Source organism: Saccharothrix stipae, from assembly GCF_054781895.1.
Window position 1 is genome coordinate 503,767 of the sequence record NZ_BAAGTN010000002.1, and the last position, 18,965, is coordinate 522,731.

At 72.0% G+C, this 18,965-nt stretch carries 18 protein-coding genes; 8 read left to right on the plus strand and 10 right to left on the minus strand.

Going from position 1 to position 18,965, the window contains the following annotated elements; genetic code table 11:
* Window positions 1–14: 14 nt before the first annotated feature.
* The 3 genes from ACYVLT_RS05255 to pafA form a co-directional block, all read right to left on the minus strand.
* A complete protein-coding gene (locus ACYVLT_RS05255) occupies window positions 15–893 on the minus strand; it encodes an SRPBCC domain-containing protein (protein ID WP_461118951.1) in 879 nt (292 codons plus the stop codon).
* Window positions 886–1,443, minus strand: coding sequence for an ArsR/SmtB family transcription factor (locus ACYVLT_RS05260; RefSeq protein ID WP_461118952.1), 558 nt, complete (start codon window positions 1,441–1,443; stop codon window positions 886–888). Before ACYVLT_RS05260 ends, ACYVLT_RS05255 begins: the two co-directional genes overlap by 8 nt.
* A 96-nt stretch (window positions 1,444–1,539) precedes the next feature.
* Entirely contained in the window at window positions 1,540–2,898 is a 1,359-nt protein-coding gene (gene pafA / locus ACYVLT_RS05265) for a Pup--protein ligase (RefSeq protein ID WP_360447721.1), read from the minus strand.
* Between the two features lie 80 nt (window positions 2,899–2,978).
* Between pafA and ACYVLT_RS05270 the strand changes: the two genes are divergently transcribed.
* Together ACYVLT_RS05270 and ACYVLT_RS05275 are read left to right on the plus strand one after the other, a co-directional pair.
* Entirely contained in the window at window positions 2,979–4,412 is a 1,434-nt protein-coding gene (locus tag ACYVLT_RS05270) for a phosphatase PAP2 family protein (protein WP_461118953.1), read from the plus strand.
* 38 nt (window positions 4,413–4,450) lie between these two features.
* Entirely contained in the window at window positions 4,451–5,347 is an 897-nt protein-coding gene (locus ACYVLT_RS05275; protein ID WP_461118954.1) for a GNAT family N-acetyltransferase, read from the plus strand.
* Window positions 5,348–5,399: 52 nt separating this feature from the next.
* Here ACYVLT_RS05275 and ACYVLT_RS05280 read toward each other — a convergent pair whose 3' ends face one another.
* Complete coding sequence (locus ACYVLT_RS05280; protein ID WP_461118955.1) at window positions 5,400–6,467, minus strand: ScyD/ScyE family protein; 1,068 nt, start codon at window positions 6,465–6,467, stop codon at window positions 5,400–5,402.
* Window positions 6,468–6,643: 176 nt separating this feature from the next.
* Between ACYVLT_RS05280 and ACYVLT_RS05285 the strand changes: the two genes are divergently transcribed.
* The 5 genes from ACYVLT_RS05285 to ACYVLT_RS05305 all read left to right on the plus strand — a co-directional run bounded on the left by ACYVLT_RS05285 (window position 6,644) and on the right by ACYVLT_RS05305 (window position 11,821).
* A complete protein-coding gene (locus ACYVLT_RS05285) occupies window positions 6,644–7,405 on the plus strand; it encodes an IclR family transcriptional regulator (RefSeq protein WP_461118956.1) in 762 nt (253 codons plus the stop codon).
* Window positions 7,406–7,508: 103 nt separating this feature from the next.
* Window positions 7,509–8,219, plus strand: a complete 711-nt coding sequence (locus tag ACYVLT_RS05290; RefSeq protein ID WP_461118957.1) for an MIP/aquaporin family protein — start codon at window positions 7,509–7,511, stop codon at window positions 8,217–8,219.
* Window positions 8,220–8,266: 47 nt separating this feature from the next.
* On the plus strand, window positions 8,267–9,772 hold the full coding sequence (glpK, locus tag ACYVLT_RS05295; RefSeq protein WP_461118958.1) for a glycerol kinase GlpK: 1,506 nt from the start codon (window positions 8,267–8,269) through the stop codon (window positions 9,770–9,772).
* Window positions 9,765–11,321 carry a glycerol-3-phosphate dehydrogenase/oxidase gene (locus tag ACYVLT_RS05300; RefSeq protein ID WP_461118959.1) on the plus strand — a complete coding sequence of 519 codons (1,557 nt, stop codon included), beginning with the start codon at window positions 9,765–9,767 and terminating at the stop codon, window positions 11,319–11,321. Before glpK ends, ACYVLT_RS05300 begins: the two co-directional genes overlap by 8 nt.
* 47 nt (window positions 11,322–11,368) lie before the next feature.
* Window positions 11,369–11,821, plus strand: coding sequence for an acyl-CoA thioesterase (locus ACYVLT_RS05305; protein ID WP_461118960.1), 453 nt, complete (start codon window positions 11,369–11,371; stop codon window positions 11,819–11,821).
* 53 nt (window positions 11,822–11,874) lie between these two features.
* Here the strand turns inward: ACYVLT_RS05305 and ACYVLT_RS05310 are convergent, their stop codons facing one another.
* Window positions 11,875–12,219 (minus strand): hypothetical protein, encoded by a 345-nt coding sequence (locus ACYVLT_RS05310; protein ID WP_461118961.1) that lies wholly within the window; start codon window positions 12,217–12,219, stop codon window positions 11,875–11,877.
* A 262-nt stretch (window positions 12,220–12,481) separates the two neighbouring features.
* Between ACYVLT_RS05310 and ACYVLT_RS05315 the strand changes: the two genes are divergently transcribed.
* Complete coding sequence (locus ACYVLT_RS05315) at window positions 12,482–12,727, plus strand: hypothetical protein (RefSeq protein ID WP_461118962.1); 246 nt, start codon at window positions 12,482–12,484, stop codon at window positions 12,725–12,727.
* 54 nt (window positions 12,728–12,781) lie between these two features.
* Here the strand turns inward: ACYVLT_RS05315 and prcA are convergent, their stop codons facing one another.
* From prcA to ACYVLT_RS05340, 5 genes are all read right to left on the minus strand, one after another.
* Entirely contained in the window at window positions 12,782–13,591 is an 810-nt protein-coding gene (gene prcA / locus ACYVLT_RS05320; protein WP_461118963.1) for a proteasome subunit alpha, read from the minus strand.
* Window positions 13,592–13,646: 55 nt separating this feature from the next.
* Window positions 13,647–14,495: a proteasome subunit beta gene (gene prcB / locus ACYVLT_RS05325; protein WP_461118964.1), complete on the minus strand. Its 849-nt coding sequence runs from the start codon at window positions 14,493–14,495 to the stop codon at window positions 13,647–13,649.
* Between the two features lie 34 nt (window positions 14,496–14,529).
* The gene (locus ACYVLT_RS05330; RefSeq protein WP_053716644.1) at window positions 14,530–14,724 is read right to left on the minus strand and encodes a ubiquitin-like protein Pup; all 195 of its coding nucleotides are present in this window, start codon (window positions 14,722–14,724) and stop codon (window positions 14,530–14,532) included.
* A gap of 84 nt (window positions 14,725–14,808) precedes the next feature.
* Window positions 14,809–16,302: a depupylase/deamidase Dop gene (dop, locus tag ACYVLT_RS05335; protein ID WP_461118965.1), complete on the minus strand. Its 1,494-nt coding sequence runs from the start codon at window positions 16,300–16,302 to the stop codon at window positions 14,809–14,811.
* 52 nt (window positions 16,303–16,354) lie between these two features.
* Window positions 16,355–18,832 carry an FtsX-like permease family protein gene (locus ACYVLT_RS05340; RefSeq protein WP_461118966.1) on the minus strand — a complete coding sequence of 826 codons (2,478 nt, stop codon included), beginning with the start codon at window positions 18,830–18,832 and terminating at the stop codon, window positions 16,355–16,357.
* Window positions 18,833–18,965: the final 133 nt, after the last annotated feature.

An 18,965-nucleotide genomic window follows, 5' to 3' on the forward strand; every position in this document is an offset into this window, starting at 1 on the left:
GCCGGTGGTCCGCCTCAGCCGTCGGTGAGCATGCCCTCGGGCAGGCCGGGCTCGTCGGGCTGCAGCCAGATCGGCCGCCAGTCGGGCAGCTCGTGGAACCGGCGCAGCTCCGCCACGCCCGACAGCCAGCCCGCCCACGCGCCGTACGGCGGCTGTCCGGTGTCGAACCCGCTCTGCACGAACGTCAGCCGGGTGCCGCCGTCGGACTCGGCCAGCTCCCAGGTCGACACCATGCCGCCCCAGTCGACGCCCATCCGCCTGCCGGGCTCGAAGTCGACCACCTTCGCGGGCCGCGGGTTCAGGTCGAAGCCGCCCATGGCGACCCGGCCGCCCTCCCACGCCTCGATGTCGATCTTCGCGCCGAACCACCGCGAGTACTGCTCGGCGTCGACCAGCGAGTGGGCCACCGCGTCCACGGGTGCGTCGATGTGCACCTCGCCGCGCATCTCGGTGGTGCCGAAGTCCACCTTCGGCGTCAGCGGTCGGCCTTCGACGTGGTCGACCAGGTTGGCCAGCGACAGGCCCCAGTAGGTGGCCAGGTAGCCGAGCACGCTGGTCGACACGACGGCCACGTCCCCCCAGCCCGGGAAGTGGCTCTGCGAGAGCGTGACGACGGTGTCGCCGTCCTCGGCGGCCCAGGTGATCTCGACGGTGGTGTCCTCGCCGCCGACCTTCCAGCCGAGCCGCAGGGAGCGGTCGTCGACGTGCCGCACCGTCTGGCGCGGCACGTCGCCCTCGGGCGTGAACCGGCCCCAGAACTCGAACCGGCCGGGCAGCTCGACCGCCGCGTGCTCGGCCAGCCAGGTGCTCAGCTCGGTCGCGTCGGTCAGCGCCCGGCGCACCCGCTCGACGGGCGCGGTGGTGCGGGCGCGAAGGACCAGCGTCTCACTCATCGGTCTCCTCCTTCGGGTAGCACGCCACGGCCAGGCGGAAGGCGTCGCCCTCCGCGCCGCCGTAGCGGGCGAACAGGTCCTGCAAGGTCGTCTTCAGGTCGTCGAAGAACTGCTGCCGCTGCTCGGGCCGGACGCGGATCTCGCCGGACACGCCCAGCGACGGCAGCTCGGGCCGGGTCCGGTCCAGGCCCGCGATGTCCGCCTGGACCCGTTCCACGAGGTCCAGCAGGTATCCCAGGCTCAGCTCGTCCTGCGCGCGGCGCAGCCCGAGCCGGCCGACCAGCCCCGGTGACAGCCAGTACGAGCGCGCGCTGGCCTGGTACAGGCCCTCGTTGATGCCGCGCACCCGCCGTTCGTTCACCTGGGTCACCAGACCGGCTTCGACCAGGCGTTTCACGTGGTAGTAGACCCGCTGCGGGGTCTGGTCGAGCGCGGCGGCCACCTCGGTGCACGACCGCGGCTCGGCCAGTTGCCGCAGCACCTCGATGCGCTGCGGCTTGAGCAGGGCCTCGGCCTGCTCGATCTGCTCCAGGTACAGGACGTCTCTCATGGCAAAAATCATCTTGTACGTAAAAATCTGTTTTGTCAATCGGGCCGGAGAAGGCCCCGGGCCACCCGACCCGGGGCCTGTCCGTGCCTTCGACCGCTAGAGGGAGGAGATCAGCCGCTCCACGCGCTCGTCCACCGCGCGGAACGGGTCCTTGCACAGCACGGTGCGCTGCGCCTGGTCGTTGAGCTTGAGGTGCACCCAGTCGACGGTGAAGTCGCGGCCCGCGGCCTGCGCGGCGGCGATGAAGTCACCGCGCAGCTTGGCCCGCGTGGTCTGCGGCGGGGTGTCCTTGGCGGCCTCGATCTCGCCGTCGTCGGTGACCCGTTCCACCTGGTCCTTGCGCTGGAGCAGGTCGAAGATGCCGCGGCCGCGCCGGATGTCGTGGTAGGCGAGGTCGAGCTGGGCGATGCGCGGGTTGGACAGGTCCATGTCGTGCTTGGCCTGGTAGCGCTCCATCAGCCGGTACTTGATGGCCCAGTCGATCTCGCGGTCGATCTTGGACAGGTCCTCGGCCTCGATCGCGTCCAACGTGCGGCCCCACAGCTCCAGCACCCGCTCCGCCATCGGGTCGGGCGCGCGCTTGGCCACGTGCTCGACCGCGCGCTCGTAGTACTCGCGCTGGATGTCCAGCGCCGAGGCCTCCTTGCCGCCCGCCAGCCGCACGGTGCGCCTGCCGGTCAGGTCGTGGCTGATCTCGCGGATGGCGCGGATCGGGTTGTCCAGGCTGAAGTCGCGGAACTGGACGCCCTGCTCGATCATCTCCAGCACGAGGTTGGCGCTGCCCACCTTGAGCAGCGTGGTCACCTCGGACATGTTCGAGTCGCCGACGATGACGTGGAGCCTGCGGTAGCGCTCGGCGTCGGCGTGCGGCTCGTCGCGGGTGTTGATGATCGGGCGCGACCGGGTGGTGGCGCTGGACACGCCCTCCCAGATGTGCTCGGCCCGCTGCGACAGGCAGTAGACCGCCCCGCGCGGCGTCTGGAGCACCTTGCCCGCGCCGCAGATGAGCTGCCGGGTCACCAGGAACGGCAGCAGGACGTCGGCGATGCGGGAGAACTCCCCCGCCCGCGCGACCAGGTAGTTCTCGTGGCAACCGTAGGAGTTGCCCGCGGAGTCGGTGTTGTTCTTGAACAGGAAGATGTCTCCCCCGATGCCCTCGTCGGCGAGCCTGCGCTCGGCGTCGACGAGCAGGTCTTCGAGGATCCGCTCACCAGCCTTGTCGTGCGTCACGAGCTGCACGAGGTCGTCGCACTCCGCGGTCGCGTACTCCGGGTGCGAGCCCACGTCCAGGTAGAGCCGAGAGCCGTTGCGCAGGAAGACGTTCGACGAGCGTCCCCACGAGACGACCCGGCGGAACAGATAACGCGCGACCTCATCCGGGGACAGCCTGCGCTGCCCGTGGAAGGTGCAGGTCACCCCGAACTCAGTCTCAATGCCGAAGATCCGCCGCTGCATCCCTCAACAGTAGGCGCATTCGGAGCTTTCCTCAGTGATCCAATCGGGCGTCGCACCGATTTCGCGGATAACGTTCGAGTGTGCTCCGACGAGTGAACCGCCTGGACCTGGCCATGATGAGGCGTTCCGGGGCGTTGCGCGCCTCCCCGGTGGACGCCGGTATGAAGAGATTGTCACGCGTGGCCAACCACAGCGTGTTGTGGCTCGTGGTGGCGGGTGTCCTGGCCGCGCGCAAAGGGGTGACGCGGCGTGCGGCGTTGCGCGGGGTGGCGGCGATCGGGGGCGCGAGCTTCAGCGCGAGCCTGGTCGCGAAGCGCCTGTTCCCGCGCCGCAGGCCGGCGGCCGAACTGCTGCTCACGCCCCGGCGGCTGACCAGGCGTCCCACGTCGTCGTCGTTCCCGTCCGGGCACGCGGCGTCGGCGGCGGCGTTCACCACGGCGCTGGCGATGGAGTCGCCCGCGCTGGCCGCGGCGGTCGCGCCGGTCGCGGCCGCGGTGGCGTACTCGCGGGTGCACACGGGCGTGCACTGGCCGTCCGACGTGGCCGCGGGCGCCGCGATCGGGGTCGGCGCGGCCCTGCTGACCAGGCGTTGGTGGCCGCTGGGGCGGACCGAGCCCGCGTCGGCGCGAGAGCACCGGGCGTTGGACGCCCTGGTCGACGGCGAGGGCATGGTCGTGGTGGTGAACCCGAGTGCCGGGCTGGGCGGCGACGACCCGACCGAGCGGATCCTGGCGGAATGGCCGAAGGCCACGATCGTGGGAATCGAGGATCTCGACACCGTGATCGCCGATCACGCTCCGCACGCGCTGGGGGTGGCGGGCGGTGACGGGTCGGTGGCGTCCGTCGCGGCCCTGGCGGCGGCGCACCGGCTGCCGCTGGTGCTCGTGCCCGCCGGGACGTTGAACCACTTCGCGCGGGACGTGGGCGTGCAGGGGTTGGACGACGCCGCGCGGGCGGTCGCGGACGGTGACGGCGTGCTGGTGGACCTGGCGGCCGTGTCCGTGGACGGCGCCGGGCCGCGCTGGTTCGTCAACACCGCGAGCCTCGGCGGCTACCCCGACATGGTGCGGCTGCGGGACCAGTTGCAGGACAGGTGGGGCAAGTGGCCGGCGGCGGCCATCGCACTGGCCCGGGTGCTGCGCACGTCGCGGCCGATGCGGGTCGAGCTGAACGGCGAGCCGCAGCTGGTGTGGATGCTGTTCGTCGGCAACGGCCCCTACCGGCCGAAGGGCTTCGCGCCGACCATGCGCCCCGCCCTCGACGCGGGCCTGATGGACGTCCGGTACATCCGTGCCGACACCCGGTTCTCGCGGGCGCGGTTCTTCCTCGGCGCCCTGCTCGGCTCCCTGCACCGCAGCCGGACCTACCGGCACCTGGAGACGCGGTGGCTGGACGTGCGACTGCTGGGCGGTGCGGTGGCGATCGCGACGGACGGCGAGGTCGGCCCCATTGGGTCCACGTTCGAGTTCCGCTCCCGGCCGGCGGCCTTGGCCATCTACCGACCACAGGGCTAAGGTTGACTCAGTCAACGGTTTCGTTGGAGGAGTCAACGATGACGGTCGCGGACGTCCGCGCGTTCAACCGCTTCTACACCGGCGTGATCGGCCTGCTCGACCGCGGCTACCTGTCCTCGCCGTACTCGTTGACCGAGGTGCGGGTGCTGTTCGAGGTGGCGGCGGGCCCGTGCGAGGTGCCCGACCTGCGCACCTCGCTGAACCTGGACGCGGGCTACCTCAGCCGCATCCTCACCGGCTTCGACCGCGACGGCCTGGTCACCCGCACGCTGTCCGAGCGCGATGCGCGCCGTCACGTCGTGGCCCTCACCCCGCGCGGCGAGTCGGTGTTCGCCGAGCTGAACGCCCGGTCCGACGCCGAGATCGGCGCGCTGCTGGAACGGGTGCCGCCAGCCGACCGGGTCGGGTTGGTCGCCTCGATGCGCAAGATCGAACGCCTGCTCACCGGCACGCCCAGGGCGTACCTGCTGCGCCCGTTGCGGCCCGGCGACCTGGGGTGGGTGGTGCAGCGGCACGGCGTGCGGTACGCGGAGGAGTGCGGTTTCGACCAGACCTTCGAAGCCCTGGTGGCGCGGGTCGCGGGCGAGTACGCGCAGCACCTCTACCCCGACCGCGAGGCGGCGTGGATCGCCGAGGTCGACGGTGAGCCGGTGGGGTCGATCTTCTGCACTCGGGTCGACGACCGCACCGCCAAGCTGCGCCTGCTGCTGGTCGAGCCGGCCGCCCGGGGCCTGGGCATCGGCGCGCGACTGGTCGACGAGTGCCTCCGCTTCGCCCGCCGGGCCGGGTACGAGCGGATGGTGCTGTGGACCGTGGCCGGGTTGGCCGCGTCGCGGCACATCTACGAGAAGGTCGGCTTCACCGTCGAGAAGAGCACGCCCGAGCGCCTGTTCGGCCGTGACGTCGAGGCCCAGACCTGGTCGCTGGACCTCTAGCCGACGGCCCGGCGGTCCGGCCGCGCCCGACGCGCGGCCGGACCCGGACCGGTCAGCCGAGGGGGATGCGCACGACGGTGCCACCTCCGGGGCACACGCCGCAGTTGGAGACGTAGGCCGCGCCGTCGCGGATCGCCAGGCCGCCGGGCATGACCAGCCCCTCCGACGCGACGACCGTGTGCGAGCCGTCGCGCTCGACCCGGATCAGCGCGCCGGTCGGGTCACCGGAGAGCAGGCCGTTGTGCGCGATCTCCAGCACGTAGAGCCGGCCCCGGTGGTCGAAGCCGACGTCGATGATGTTGGTGAAGCCGGTGGCGAACACCGTGGCGGCGCCGCCCGGCCCGACGCGGTGCACGCGGGCCTGACCGGGCGGGAACGGAAAGCCGGTCAGCTCGCCGACGTAGAGGGCGTGGTCCCGACCGAGCACGACCGAGGTCGGCACCGACTGCACCGGCTGACCGTCGATCGTGCGGTCGCCGAAGACCGCCAGCGTCGAGATGCCGTGCTGGGTGACGCCGAGCAGGGCGTTGCCGCCCGCGTCGGCGACGACCTGGCCGCGCGGCGTGGCGAGCACCGAGTTGGGGTTGGTGTCCGGCAGGCCGCCGTCCGGGTTCACCCGCGCCTCGTACGCGCCGATGTCGGCCACCTGCTTCCACCCGCCGTGGTGACCGCCGGCGAGCAGCCAGGCGGACGCCTCCTGGCCGAGTGCCGGCAGCCCGGCGCGCACGGCGGGGTCCGCCCCGAGGCCGACGGTGAAGTAGAACCGGCCGCCGCCTTGCGGGTCGACGTCGCTCGGGCCGATCGCGCCGGAACCGTCCGGCGCGGCGATCGAGGGCAGACCGGTGAGCACCCGGTTCTGGGCGCCCCCGGCGATCCTGGTGATGGCGCCGGAGTCGCCGAAGCACACGTCGCCGCCCTCCGGACCGGGGAAGCACGGCCCGGCACCGCCCCGGCCGGACTCCGCGACGTACAACCCGCCGTCCGGGCCGAACGCCAGGCCGCGGGGGTTGTCCAGGCCCTGGGCCACCACCGTCATCCCACCGGCGTTCGCGGTCGCGGTCGCGGGCGTCAGCACGGCCACCACGACCGCACCCACCGCGGCGAGCACTCGGGTCCTCATTCTCGACTCCTCTCGTAGGCCACCCCCTCGGGGAGTTTGCTCCGAACGGCCCAACGCGGCCCATCGGTCCAGCCGGTCGGGTGACGCGCCGACGGGTTCGGCCGCGCGCGGTTCGGCACGAGGCCGACCCGCGCGCAGTTCGACATGGTCGAACGATCACGCGCTAGAGTGCTCTCGTGCCGGGACCCATCCAGTCCATCGAACGGGCAGCCGCGGTGTTGCGCCTGCTGGCCAGTGGTGCGCGGCGGATGGGGGTCGCGGAACTCGCCCGCGCCCTTGAGCTGCCCAAACCGACCGTCCACGGCATCCTCAGGACGTTGCAGCTGGTCGGGTTCGTCGAGCAGTCGCCGGACACCGGCAAGTACCAGCTCGGCGCGGCGCTGTTCCACATCGGCAGCAGCTACCTCGACGGCAACGAGCTGCGCACCCGTGCGCTGAACTGGTCGGACTCGCTGGCCTCGCGCAGCATGGAGAGCGTCCGCATCGGCACCCTGCACGAGAACCAGGTACTGGTCGTGCACCACGTGTTCCGCCCGGACAACTCGCGCCAGGTCCTGGAGGTCGGCGCCCTGCTGCCCTCGCACGCCAGCGCGTTGGGCAAGGTGCTGCTCGCCGACGACCCCGTCGGCCTCACCGACGACGAGCCCCTCAAGGCCTACACGGCCGCCACGATCACCGACCCCGACCGGCTCGGTGACGCGTTGGAGCAGGTCAGGCAGCGCGGCTGGGCCTCCGAGGTGGAGGAGCTGGTCGAGGGCGAGGTGTCGCTGGCCGCGCCCATCCGGGACCGCCGGGCGGTGACCGTCGGCGCGGTCGGGATATCCGGCCCCGTCGAGCGGTTGTGCGACGGGCGCAAGCAGCCGCGCACCGAGCTCGTGTCCTACGTCCGCGAGGCCGCGCGCTCCATCTCGCGCGAGCTCGGCGCCATCCCCTGGTAAAGCGGACGTTCCGGGAGGGTTGACATCTTGTGAGCGTCGGCACAGGATTCACGCGCACCGTACGACATTGTCGAACGGCATTCAGGCCAGAGAGGGCGCGTGGATGACCAACCAGTCGATCTTCATCGGTGAGTTCCTGGGCACCGCACTGCTGTTGCTGCTGGGCAACGGCGTCGTCGCGGGCGTGGTGTTGGCGAAGTCGAAGTCCCACGGCGCGGGCTGGGCGGTGATCACGTTCGGCTGGGGCTTCGCGGTGCTCGCGGGCGCCTACGCGGTCGCACCGCTGTCCGGCGCCCACCTCAACCCGGCCGTCACCCTCGGCCTGGCCATCCACAACGGCGACTGGAGCACCGTCCCGCTCTACCTGCTCGCCCAGTTCCTCGGCGCGTTCACCGGCGCGGTGCTGTGCTACCTCGCCTACCTCGGCCAGTTCCGCGCCAACACCGGCGAGGTGCTCGGCATCTTCGCCACCGGCCCCGAGGTCCGGCACCGCGCGCAGAACCTGACCACCGAGGTCATCGCCACGTTCGTGCTGGTGTTCGTCATCCTGGCGACCGGCCAGACCAAGGGCCTGGAGACCTCCGGCACCGGCGTGCTGATCGTCGCACTGCTGGTCGTCGGCATCGGCATGTCCCTGGGCGGGCCCACCGGCTACGCCATCAACCCCGCGCGCGACCTCGGTCCCCGCCTCGCGCACGCCGTCCTGCCGATCCCCGGAAAGGGTGGATCGGACTGGGGTTACGCCTGGATCCCCGTGGTCGGTCCGCTGATCGGTGGAGCATGTGCCGGTCTGGTCGACATCGCCGTCTTCTGAAATCGCCGTCTTGAACCGCCGTCCTGTGGCCAGCTGAGGAGCACCCCGTGAGCACCTACTCCGCCCGTTCTTTCGTGGCAGCCATCGACCAGGGCACCACGTCCTCCCGCTGCATCGTCTTCGACCACGGGGGCGGGATCGTGTCCGTGTCGCAGAAGGAGCACCGGCAGATCTTCCCCCGGCCCGGCTGGGTCGAGCACGACGCCGAGGAGATCTGGGCCAACGTGCTCGACGTCGTGCACGGCGCGTTGCAGAAGGCCTCGCTGACCGTGCACGACCTGGCCGCCGTCGGCATCACCAACCAGCGCGAGACCACGCTGGTGTGGGACAAGGCCACCGGCAAGCCGGTGCACAACGCCATCGTCTGGCAGGACACCCGCACCGACCAGCTGGTCAAGGAACTCGGCGAGCAGAACCGGTTCCGGGACAAGTGCGGCCTGCCGCTGGCCACCTACTTCTCCGGACCCAAGGTCCGCTGGCTGCTCGACCACGTCGACGGCCTGCGCGAGCGGGGCGAACGCGGCGAGGTGCTGTTCGGCACCATGGACACCTGGCTGATCTGGAAGCTCACCGGCCGCCACGTCACCGACGTCACCAACGCCAGCCGCACCATGCTGATGAACCTGGAGACGCTGGACTGGGACGACGAGCTGGTCGACGCGATCGGCGTGCCCAAGGCGATGCTGCCCGAGATCCGCTCCTCCGCCGAGGTCTACGGCCACGCCACCGGCACGCTGGAGGGCGTCCCGGTGGCCTCCGCGCTCGGCGACCAGCAGGCGGCGCTGTTCGGCCAGACCTGCTACTCGCCCGGCGAGGGCAAGTGCACCTACGGCACCGGCAGCTTCCTGCTGGTCAACACCGGCGACAAGCCGGTCGTCTCGGAGAACGGCCTGCTCACCACGGTCGGCTACAAGATCGGCGACCAGCCGGCCGCGTACGCGCTGGAAGGCGCCATCGCGGTGACCGGCGCGCTGGTGCAGTGGTTCCGGGACAAGATGGGGCTGATCTCCAGCGCACCCGAGATCGAGACGCTGGCCAGGTCGGTCGAGGACAACGGCGGCGCGTACTTCGTGCCCGCGTTCTCCGGCCTGTTCGCGCCGCACTGGCGGTCGGACGCGCGCGGCGTCATCGCCGGCCTGACCGGCTACATCGACAAGGGCCACATCGCCCGCGCGGTGCTGGAGGCGACCGCGTGGCAGACCCGCGAGGTCGTGGACGCGATGAACGCCGACTCCGGCGTCGAGCTGGTGGCGTTGAAGGTCGACGGCGGCATGACGGCCAACAACCTGCTCATGGGCTTCCTGTCCGACGTGCTGGACGTGCCGGTGGTGCGGCCGATCGTCGCCGAGACCACGTGCCTGGGCGCGGCCTACGCGGCGGGCCTCGCGGTCGGCTACTGGTCGGACACCGAGTCCCTGCGCGAGAACTGGCACAAGGCCGCCGAGTGGCTGCCGACCATGGACGCGAAGACGCGCGACAAGGGCTACCGCAAGTGGAAGAAGGCGGTCGAGCGGACCGTCGGCTGGATCGACGAGGACGACAACGATGAGTGAGCAACGGGCCAGGGCGCGCGAGGCGTTGGGACACGGCGCCTTCGACCTGGTGGTGATCGGTGGCGGCGCGCTGGGCATCGCCACCACGTGGGCGGCGGCTCGGTCGGGCCTGCGGGTGGCGCTGGTGGAGGCGGGGGACTTCGCGAGTGCCACGTCCAGCGCGTCGTCCAAGCTCGTGCACGGCGGCCTGCGGTACCTGGCGATGGGTCCGGGCGCGGTGCCGATGGTGCGGGAGAACCACGCCGAGCGGCGCGCGTTGGGCGACCGCCTGGCGCCGCACCTGGTCCGGCCGCTGCCGTTCCTGGTGCCGGTGTACCGGGGCGGGCCGCACTCGCGGTCCGTGCTGGGCGCGGGCGTGGTGCTGTACTCGGCGCTGTCCGGGTTCGGCGACGGCGTGGGCAAGGTGCTGTCGGCGCGGCGGGCCGTCGAGCACGTGCCGCACCTGCGCACGGAAGGGCTGCGCGGCGCGGCGCTCTACTACGACCACCAGATGAACGACGCACGCGTGGCCATCACGGCGGCGCGTGCGGCGGCCGAGGCCGGTGCGGTGCTGCTCAACCACGTCGAGGTGGTGGGGATGCGCAAGCGCGGCGGGCTGGTGACCGGTGTCGAGCTGCGCGACCGCGTGGACGGTTCGGCGTTCGGGTTGGACGCCTCCGCGGTGGTCAACGCGACCGGACCGTGGCTGGACGTGTTGCGGCGGATGGAGGACGCGTCGGCCGCGCCGAGCATCCGGCTGTCCAAGGGCTCGCACCTGGTGCTCAAGACGGACACGCCGTGGCGTGCGGCGATGACCATCCCGGTGGACGACGTGCGGGTGTCGTTCGCCATCCCGTGGGAGGGGCAGCTCCTGCTGGGCACCACCGACGAGGCCTACGAGGGCGACCCGGCCGACGTGCGGTGCTCGCAGGCCGACATCGACCAGATCCTCGGCGAGGCGTCGGTCGGGATCGTCTCGTCGGCGTTGGACCGGTCGCGGTTGGCGTACACGTTCGCCGGGCTGCGGGTGCTGCCCCGAGGTCCGGGTGACGGCGGGTCCGGCGACACCAGCCACGCCAAGCGCGAGACGGTGATCACCCGCGGGCGCGGCGGGATGATCAGCGTGGCGGGCGGCAAGTGGACCACGTTCCGGCGCATCGGCGCGTCGGTGCTGGCCCGGGTCGGCGAGGCGCTGGGACGCGACCTGTCGCACGCGTTCGACGGCGTGCCGGCGGCGTTGCCGGGCGCGGCGCTGCCCGAGCGGGTGAGCGCGCAGTTGGGCCGTGAGCTGCCGTCGGTGCCGCACGACGTGCTCCGGCACCTGGCCACGCACTACGGCACGGTGAGCCACGAGGTGCTGGCGCTGGCGTTGGACGACCCGTCGTTGCTGGACCGGGTGCACCCGGACGGGCCGGACATCTGGGCGCAGGTGGCGCACGCTCAGCGCTACGAGTGGGCGACCGAGGTGGACGACGTGCTCCGGCGGCGGACCACGGTGGTGGTGCGCGGGCTGGACACGCCTTCGGTGCGTGAGCGCACGAGCCGGTTGCTGGCCGAGGCGGTCGCTTGACCGGGTGACCGGCGGGTGGTGCCGGTGGGGGTACGCATACTCGACGCATGCCCTTCACCAGCACCACCCACGTGCGCTGGCCGGACGTCGACCAGAACGGCCACATGCGCACCACCGCGTACCTGGACGCGGCCGAGGACAACCGGATGCAGTACTTCGCCTCGGCGAGCTTCCCGGTCACCGAGTTCGCCGCCCGCCGCATCGGCCCGGTCTCCCACGGCGACGACATCCGGTACCGCGCCGAGATGCGCCTGCTCGACCCGATCGTGGTGGAGCTGCGCCTGGCCGGTCTCGCGTCGGACGGCGCGCGGTTCCGCCTGCACAACAGGATCATCAGGGCGGACGGCCGCACCGCCGCCACCGTCGTGACCACCGCGGGGTGGCTTGACCTGGACGCCCGCAAGCTCACCGCGCCGCCGGCCGACCTGCTCGCCGTGCTGACCTCGTTGGAGCGCACGAAGGACTTCACCGACCTGCCGTCACCGCTGGCCCACGCCTGAGACACGCCTGAGACACGCGAAAGGGGCACTCTCCCGAGTGCCCCTTCGCCGCGTCAGCCCCGCCCCCGGGTCCTCTCTCCCGACCAGGACGCACGTCGCGCGATCATCGCGACCAGCCCGAACAGACCGATCTGACCGGCGATCAAGCCGACCGTCGCCCACACCGGGAAGTCCACCGGGACCGCCCTGAGCGTGAGCACGGGGCCGAGGATCACCCCGCTCATCACCAGTGCCAGCACAGCCGCGTGCAGGAGGCGGGGCGCTTGGTTGGAGGGCACGGCCACTTCAACCTTGAGACCCGACTTCTCCACGCGCACTCGCGCTTCGCGGGTCGGGTCGCCCCAGCCCGCCGGGTTGTCGGTTCCGGGCGTGCCCGGTTCCGGCGTTGCGATACTCATGCGAGGCGCCTTTCTTGCCCCTCCCCCCTGCACCCCGGTAGGTGCAGCACGTCGGAGGAACCAGGGTTGTCGTGATGGGCCGGCTGTCACCCCCACGATCGCCGGCCGACCACCACGCCCTCGGTTCGAGGCGCCGCGTGAACTCGCAAGTTGATCGTGCCACTCGAACACTCCCCGTGTCCACACTTTCACCACCGAATCTGTGGCGGATTCGCACAGATGGTGCAATGCTGGGGTGGAACAACGGGGAGCGGGGTGCGCCATGTCGTCGATCGAGCGGGTCGCGTCGGACAAACCTGCCGTGGCGGACCGGGTCAACGTCGCGCTCATCGCGGAGGCGGTGGAGGCGTTGGGCAAGTTGCAGGAGCGGACCGGCCTCAAGAAGGTCGACCTGGTCAACCGGGCGTTGCTGGTCTACGAGTTCATCGACTCGGAGCTGCGCGCGGGCAACCAGGTGGTGCTGCGCGACCCCGAGGGGCACGACCAGCTGGTCAAGATCTTCCTGTAGCGCGACGAAGGCCCCCGGCGGTGTGCCGGGGGCCTTCGCGGTCGGGTGCGGAATCTACGCCTTGTCGTCGTTCGGCGGCAGGTTCACGTCCGTCACCGGCTTCTTCTTGCCGCCCTTGGCGGGCGGCTCCTCGGCCTCGGCCTCGGCGGGCGCCGGGTCGTCACCGGGGAGCAGGGCCGCCAGAGCGGCGCCGGTGATGCGCCGGAACGCGCGCCGCGGCCGGGAGCGCTCCAGGACCGCGACCTCCAGCTTGCCGCGGTCGAGGAGGTCCGGCTTGCCGTTGCCGGTGGTGGTGCTGCCGGCGCTGAGGGCCTGCACCGCCGTGCGCACGGCGTCGGCCAGCGGCTGGGACTCGGTGTAGGCGTCCTTCAACGCCGTGCCCGTCGCCTCGGCCTGGCCGCCCATCACGGCGTACTGCGGCTCTTCGAAGATCGAGCCGTCGTAGGTGAGGCGGTACAGCGTGTCCTGCTCGGGTTCGGTGCCCACCTCGGCCACGCAGAGTTCCACCTCCAGCGGCTTGATCTGCTCGGCGAAGATCGAGCCCAGGGTCTGGGCGTACACGTTCGCCAGCGACCGGCCCGTCACGTCGCGCGGGTCGTTCTGGTACCCGCGGATGTCGGCGAACCGGATGCCCGCCTGGCGCAGGTTCTCGAACTCGCTGTAGCGGCCGACCGCGGCGAACGCGATGCGGTCGTAGATCTCGGACACCTTGTGCAGGGTGGCGGAGGGGTTCTCCGCCACGAACAGCACGCCGTCGGCGTACCGGAGCACGACGACGCTCCGGCCTCGGGCGATGCCCTTCCGGGCGTACTCCGCGCGGTCGCGGAGGATCTGCTCGGGTGAGGCGTACAACGGCATCGTCACTGCTGCGGCTCCCGGGCTCGGCGGATGCGGGTGGGGATGGGGGTCGGCACGGCGCTCAGCCCGCCGGCCTGATCCGACGGCCTTCGACGACCGACTCGGCCAGCGTGGCGGTCTGCTCGTCGGTCATGTGCGCCGCGCCGTCGGCGGTGATCGTCACGACGACCGGGTAGATCTTGCGGATCACGTCCGGGCCGCCGGTGCCGGAATCGTCGTCGGCCGCGTCGTACAGCGCCTCGATCGCGGTCCTGGTGGCCCGCTCCGCGTCCGCGTCCGGGTCGTAGAGCTTCTTCAGCGCCGACTTCGCGAACAGCGAGCCCGAGCCCACGGCCTGGTAGCCCTGCGACTCCTCGTAGCGCCCGCCGGTCACGTCGTAGGACACGATGCGGCCCGCGCGGTCGGACTCGGGCGCGTCGGTGTCGAACCCCGCGAACAGCGGCACGACCGCGAGGCCCGCCAGCGCGGCGTCCAGGTTGCCCTTGATCATCGCCGAGAGCCGGTTCGCCTTGCCGTCCAGCGACAGCGAGACGCCCTCGATCTTCTCGTAGTGGCGGAGCTCGACCGCGTAGAGCCGGACGATCTCGACCGCGATGCCCGCCGTGCCCGCGATGCCCACCGCCGAGTAGTCGTCGGTGATGAACACCTTCTTCATGTCGCGCTGGGCGATCACGTTGCCCATCGTGGCGCGCCGGTCGCCCGCGATCACCACGCCGCCCTTGAACGTGAGGGCGACGATGGTCGTGCCGTGCGGTGCCTGCACCGCGCTGCCCTCGGGCAGGGTGCGGCTCGACGGCAGCAGTTCGGGGGCCTGGGCGCGGAGGAAATCGGTGAACGACGACGACCCCGGCCTGAGGTAGGCCGGGGGCAGCGACGCGGCCGGGTAGTGCCCGGTCGAGCTGTGGTCCATGTGTGCGTTCTTCTCCTGTCCCGCCGGCGGCTTCTTACTCGCCGCCCTTTTGCACGTACGCGCGGACGAAGTCCTCGGCGTTCTCTTCAAGCACGTCGTCGATCTCGTCGAGGATGGCGTCGACGTCCTCGCCGAGCTTCTCCCGGCGTTCCTGGCCGGCGCCCGCCGCGCCGTCGCCGTTCTCGTCGCCGTCACCGCCGCCTTGGCGCTGAACCTGTTCCTGGGCCATGTCGACCTCCCGGTCTTCGGGTCCTGCGAGTTAAACACTACCCACCAGGTACGACATCCTGCGCCTGCCACTCGGGTCTGTTGATCAGCCCCTGGTCAGCGCCTCCACCAGTTGCTCGGCCGTGTCCGAGGCCTCCAGCAGGGCCCCGACGTGCGCTTTCGTGCCGCGCAGGGGCTCCAGGGTGGGGATCCGGACGAGTGATTCCCGACCCAGGTCGAAGATCACCGAATCCCACGACGCGGCGGCCACCGAAGTGGGGTAGCGCTCCAGGCAGCGGCCGCGGAAGTAGGCGCGGGTGTCCTCCGGCGGCGCGAGGATGGCCGCGCGCACCTCCTCCTCGCTGACCAGGCGTTTCATCGAGCCGCGCGCCACCAGCCGGTTGTACAGGCCCTTGTCGAGCCGCACGTCGGAGTACTGCAGGTCGACCAGCGACAGCCGGGGCGAGCCCCAGGCCAGGCCGTCGCGGGCGCGATAACCTTCGAGCAACCGCAGCTTCGCCACCCAGTCGAGCCGGTCGGCGCACTCCTGCGGGTCGCGGGCCAGCGCGTCGAGCACCTCGCCCCACACGCGCAGCACGTCCCGGTCGCCGTAGCCCTCCTGCTCGACGAACGCGGAGGCGCGCTCGTAGTAGGCGAACTGCAGGTCCAACCCGGTGAACTTGCGACCGTTGGACAGCTCGACCTTGGTCTTGAGCGTGGGGTCGTGGCTGATCTGGTGCACCGCCCGGACGGGCTCCTGCAACCGCAGGTCGTCGAACCGGCGGCCGGCCTCGATCATGTCGAGCACCAGCGACGTGGAGCCGCACTTGATGTAGGTGGAGTACTCGGCGAGGTTGGCGTCGCCGATGATCACGTGCAGCCGGCGGTACTTGTCCGCGTCGGCGTGCGGCTCGTCGCGGGTGTTGATGATGCCGCGCTTGAGCGTGGTCTCCAGCCCGACCTCGACCTCGATGTAGTCGGAGCGCTGGGACAGCTGGTAGCCGGCCTCCTCGCCCGCCGAGCCGATGCCGACGCGGCCGGAGCCGACCACGACCTGGCGGGACGCGAAGAACGGCGTGAGCCCGGAGATCACCGCGGTGAACGGCGTGCTGCGCTGCATCAGGTAGTTCTCGTGGGTGCCGTAGCTGGCGCCCTTGCCGTCGACGTTGTTCTTGTACAGCTGGAGCCGGGGCTGGCCGGGGACGGTGGCCGCGCGCATCGCGGCCTCCTCCATCACCCGCTCCCCCGCCTTGTCCCAGATCACCGCGTCGCGCGCGTTGGTGACCTCGGGCGCGGAGTACTCGGGGTGCGCGTGGTCGACGTACAGGCGCGCGCCGTTGGTGAGGATGACGTTGGCCGCGCCCAGGTCCTCCACGTCGCTGTCGCCGGGGTGGCCGCCGGGCGTGCCGAGGTCGAAGCCGCGCGCGTCGCGCAGCGGCGATTCGACCTCGTAGTCCCAGCGCGCCCGGCGCGCCCGCGGTATGTCGGCGGCCGCCGCGTACGCCAGCACGACCTGCGTCGAGGTGAGCACCGGGTTCGCCGTGGCGTCACCCGGCACCGAGATGCCGTACTCGACTTCGGTTCCCATGATCCGCCGCATGTACGCAGACTACGACCTTCCACCGGCACACCGCCGGAACCCGGGTCACGTTTCAGCCGGCGGCGAGTCCGGCGGCGGGCCTGATCCGCGACGCGCCGCGGGCCGGACCGAACGCCGCGAGCACCGCGAGGACCACCACGCCGACGCCGCCGAACAGCAACGGCGCCACGGCCGCGGTCGGCCACATGAACACCCCGAGCGCGGCCAACGTGAGCTCGGCGTCGAGGAGGCCGAACAGACCGCCGCCCAGCACTCCCACCAGCGCCAACAGCACCGCTTCGGCCACCACGCCGCCTTGCAGCCCGCCCTTGGTCACGCCGAGCGCGCGCCGCAGTGCCAGCTCCTTGCGCCGTTCCTGCACGGAGATCGTCAACGCGGTCCCGATGCCGGTCACCGCGACCGCGACGGACAGCCCCATCAGCACCATCAGCATCACCATCCCCAGGTCGAGGTAGCGCTGGTTCTGCGCGCTGGTCTCGGCCTTCGTGTTCACCAGAACGGTGGGTGAGTCGGCCAGCGCCGCCCGCACCCCCGCCTGGTAGGCGGCCGGGTCCGCGCCGGGCTTGAGCGTGACCAGCACCTTCGACGGGGGCGCCAGGTCGGGGTCGGGCAGCACCACGTCGGCGTCGTCGAGCAGCGAGCCGGTGAACGTGCCGACGAACGTGGCCGTGCGCGGCCCGCCGGGCAGCCCCTCGACGGTGAAGGGCCGGCCCCGTTGCGCGCCGAACCGCTCGGCGTACCACTCGTTGAGCAGCACGGTGCCGTGGGTGAAGCCGGCGGCGTCCACGTTCTGCCTGGTCAGCCACTCGCGCATGCGGTCGGGGTCGGCGCCGACGACCTGCGTCGGGAACGTGTCTCCGTCCTCGTCCTCCTGCGGCACGTCGAGGCCGTGCACGACGACCGCGCCGGCCGCCTCCGGTCGGTTGGCCGCCGCGCCGACGCCGCCGGCGAGCGCCCGCCCGCCCGCGTCCGACACCACGGCGTCGGGCCGCGGCTCGTTGCTGATCTCGTCCTCCATGCGTTGTGCCGAACCCACCGTGACGGCGAAGAACGTGACCATGGCGGCGGCCAGGAGCAGCGGCATCGCCACCGACGCGGACCGCTGCGGCACCCGCCGCACCTCGGCCGCGGCCAGCTTCCACTGCGCGCCGCCGAAGCGGCTCGCCACCGAGCCGAAGATCCGGCCCAGCGCGGGCACCACGACCGGCCCGAGCACGCCGAACAGGCCGAACACGGCGGTGATGCCGGAGAACAGGACCAGGAAGATCGACACCAGCGACGGCCCGGCGAGCACCGCCAGGGCGGCCATGCCCGCCGCGGTGGCGACCAGCGCGATGCCGAGGACCCGCCGACGGCGCACCACGGCCTGGTCCGGTGTCTGGCCTTCGGACGTCCGCAGCGCGGCGAGCGGCGAGATGCGTGCGGCGGACAGCGCGGGCCGGACCGCGGCGAACGCGCTGAGCGTGGCGGCGGTGACGACGCCGATCACCAGCTGGCCGACCGTGGGCAGCAGCGCGGGGCTCAGCTCCACCGCGCCGAGCAGCGCGGACAGGCCGGTGCCGTCGAACAGCCTGGCCAGCAGCCACGCCACCGACCCGCCGAGCACCGCGCCGGCCGCACCCGCGGCGACGCCGGTGACCAGCGCTTCGAGGAGGTTCGCCCAGACCAGCGGGCCTCGGTGCGCGCCGAGGCAGCGCAGCAGGGCGGTGTGCCGCTGGCGTTGCGCGTAGACGGCGCGGTAGGTGGCCGAGGCGACGAAGACGGACGTGGCCAGCGCCAGGATGCTGAACGGCAGCAGCACGACCGCCAGGTCGTTGTCGGCCGGTTCCGCGGCGATCGCCGCCCTGGTGTCCACCCGGGAGTTCCCGCCCGCGGCCTGCGCGACGGCGGCGCGGTCGCCGCCGAGCACGTAGATCGCCTCGACCCGGGGCGTGCCGCCGAGCTTGGCGGCCAGGCGCTCGCCGACGACGATCATCGGCTCCTCGCCGAGCGAGCCGCGCTTGGTGATGCCCCGGACCACCACGTCCACCGGCTTGCCCGCCGCGTCGGCGAGCTTGACCGACGTGCCCGGCAGCAGGCCGTGCTCGTGGGCGGTGACCCGGTCGACCGCGATCTCGCCGTCCGAGCCGGGCGAGCGGCCCTCCAGGATCGGCACGCGGTGCAGGTCGGCGCGGTCCGGCTCGATGTCGGCGGTGGCGCGGCGGTCGTTCGCCCGGCCGCCGTCGAGCAGCAGGTCGGCGCGGACCTCGCGGATCGGCTGCGCCAGCGTCACCCCGGCGACCTGCGCCACCCGGTCGGCGGTCGCCTGGTCGAGGACCGGGATGTCGGCGTGGACCGGTGGGCGGACGACGAGGTCGACCCCGGCGGGCACGGTGGGCGCGCCCTCGTCGGTGGCGCGGACCATCGCGTCGCTGAGCATCAGGGCGGCCAGCAGGCACGCGACGCCGACCACCAGGGCGACACCGGGCAGCACGGCACGGCCGGGCCGGTTGCGGAACTCGGCGACCGCGAGCCGCAGGGATGTGGGCACAACTCCTCCTCGTGACGCGAACGCCACGACGGTAGGAAGCGACGACGTCGACAGGCGTCGGTCCGGGGTAGCACGGGCCGGTACGACCTGGGGAGGATCTTGGCGCGGCCGGTCCGGAACCATTCGTGCGGTC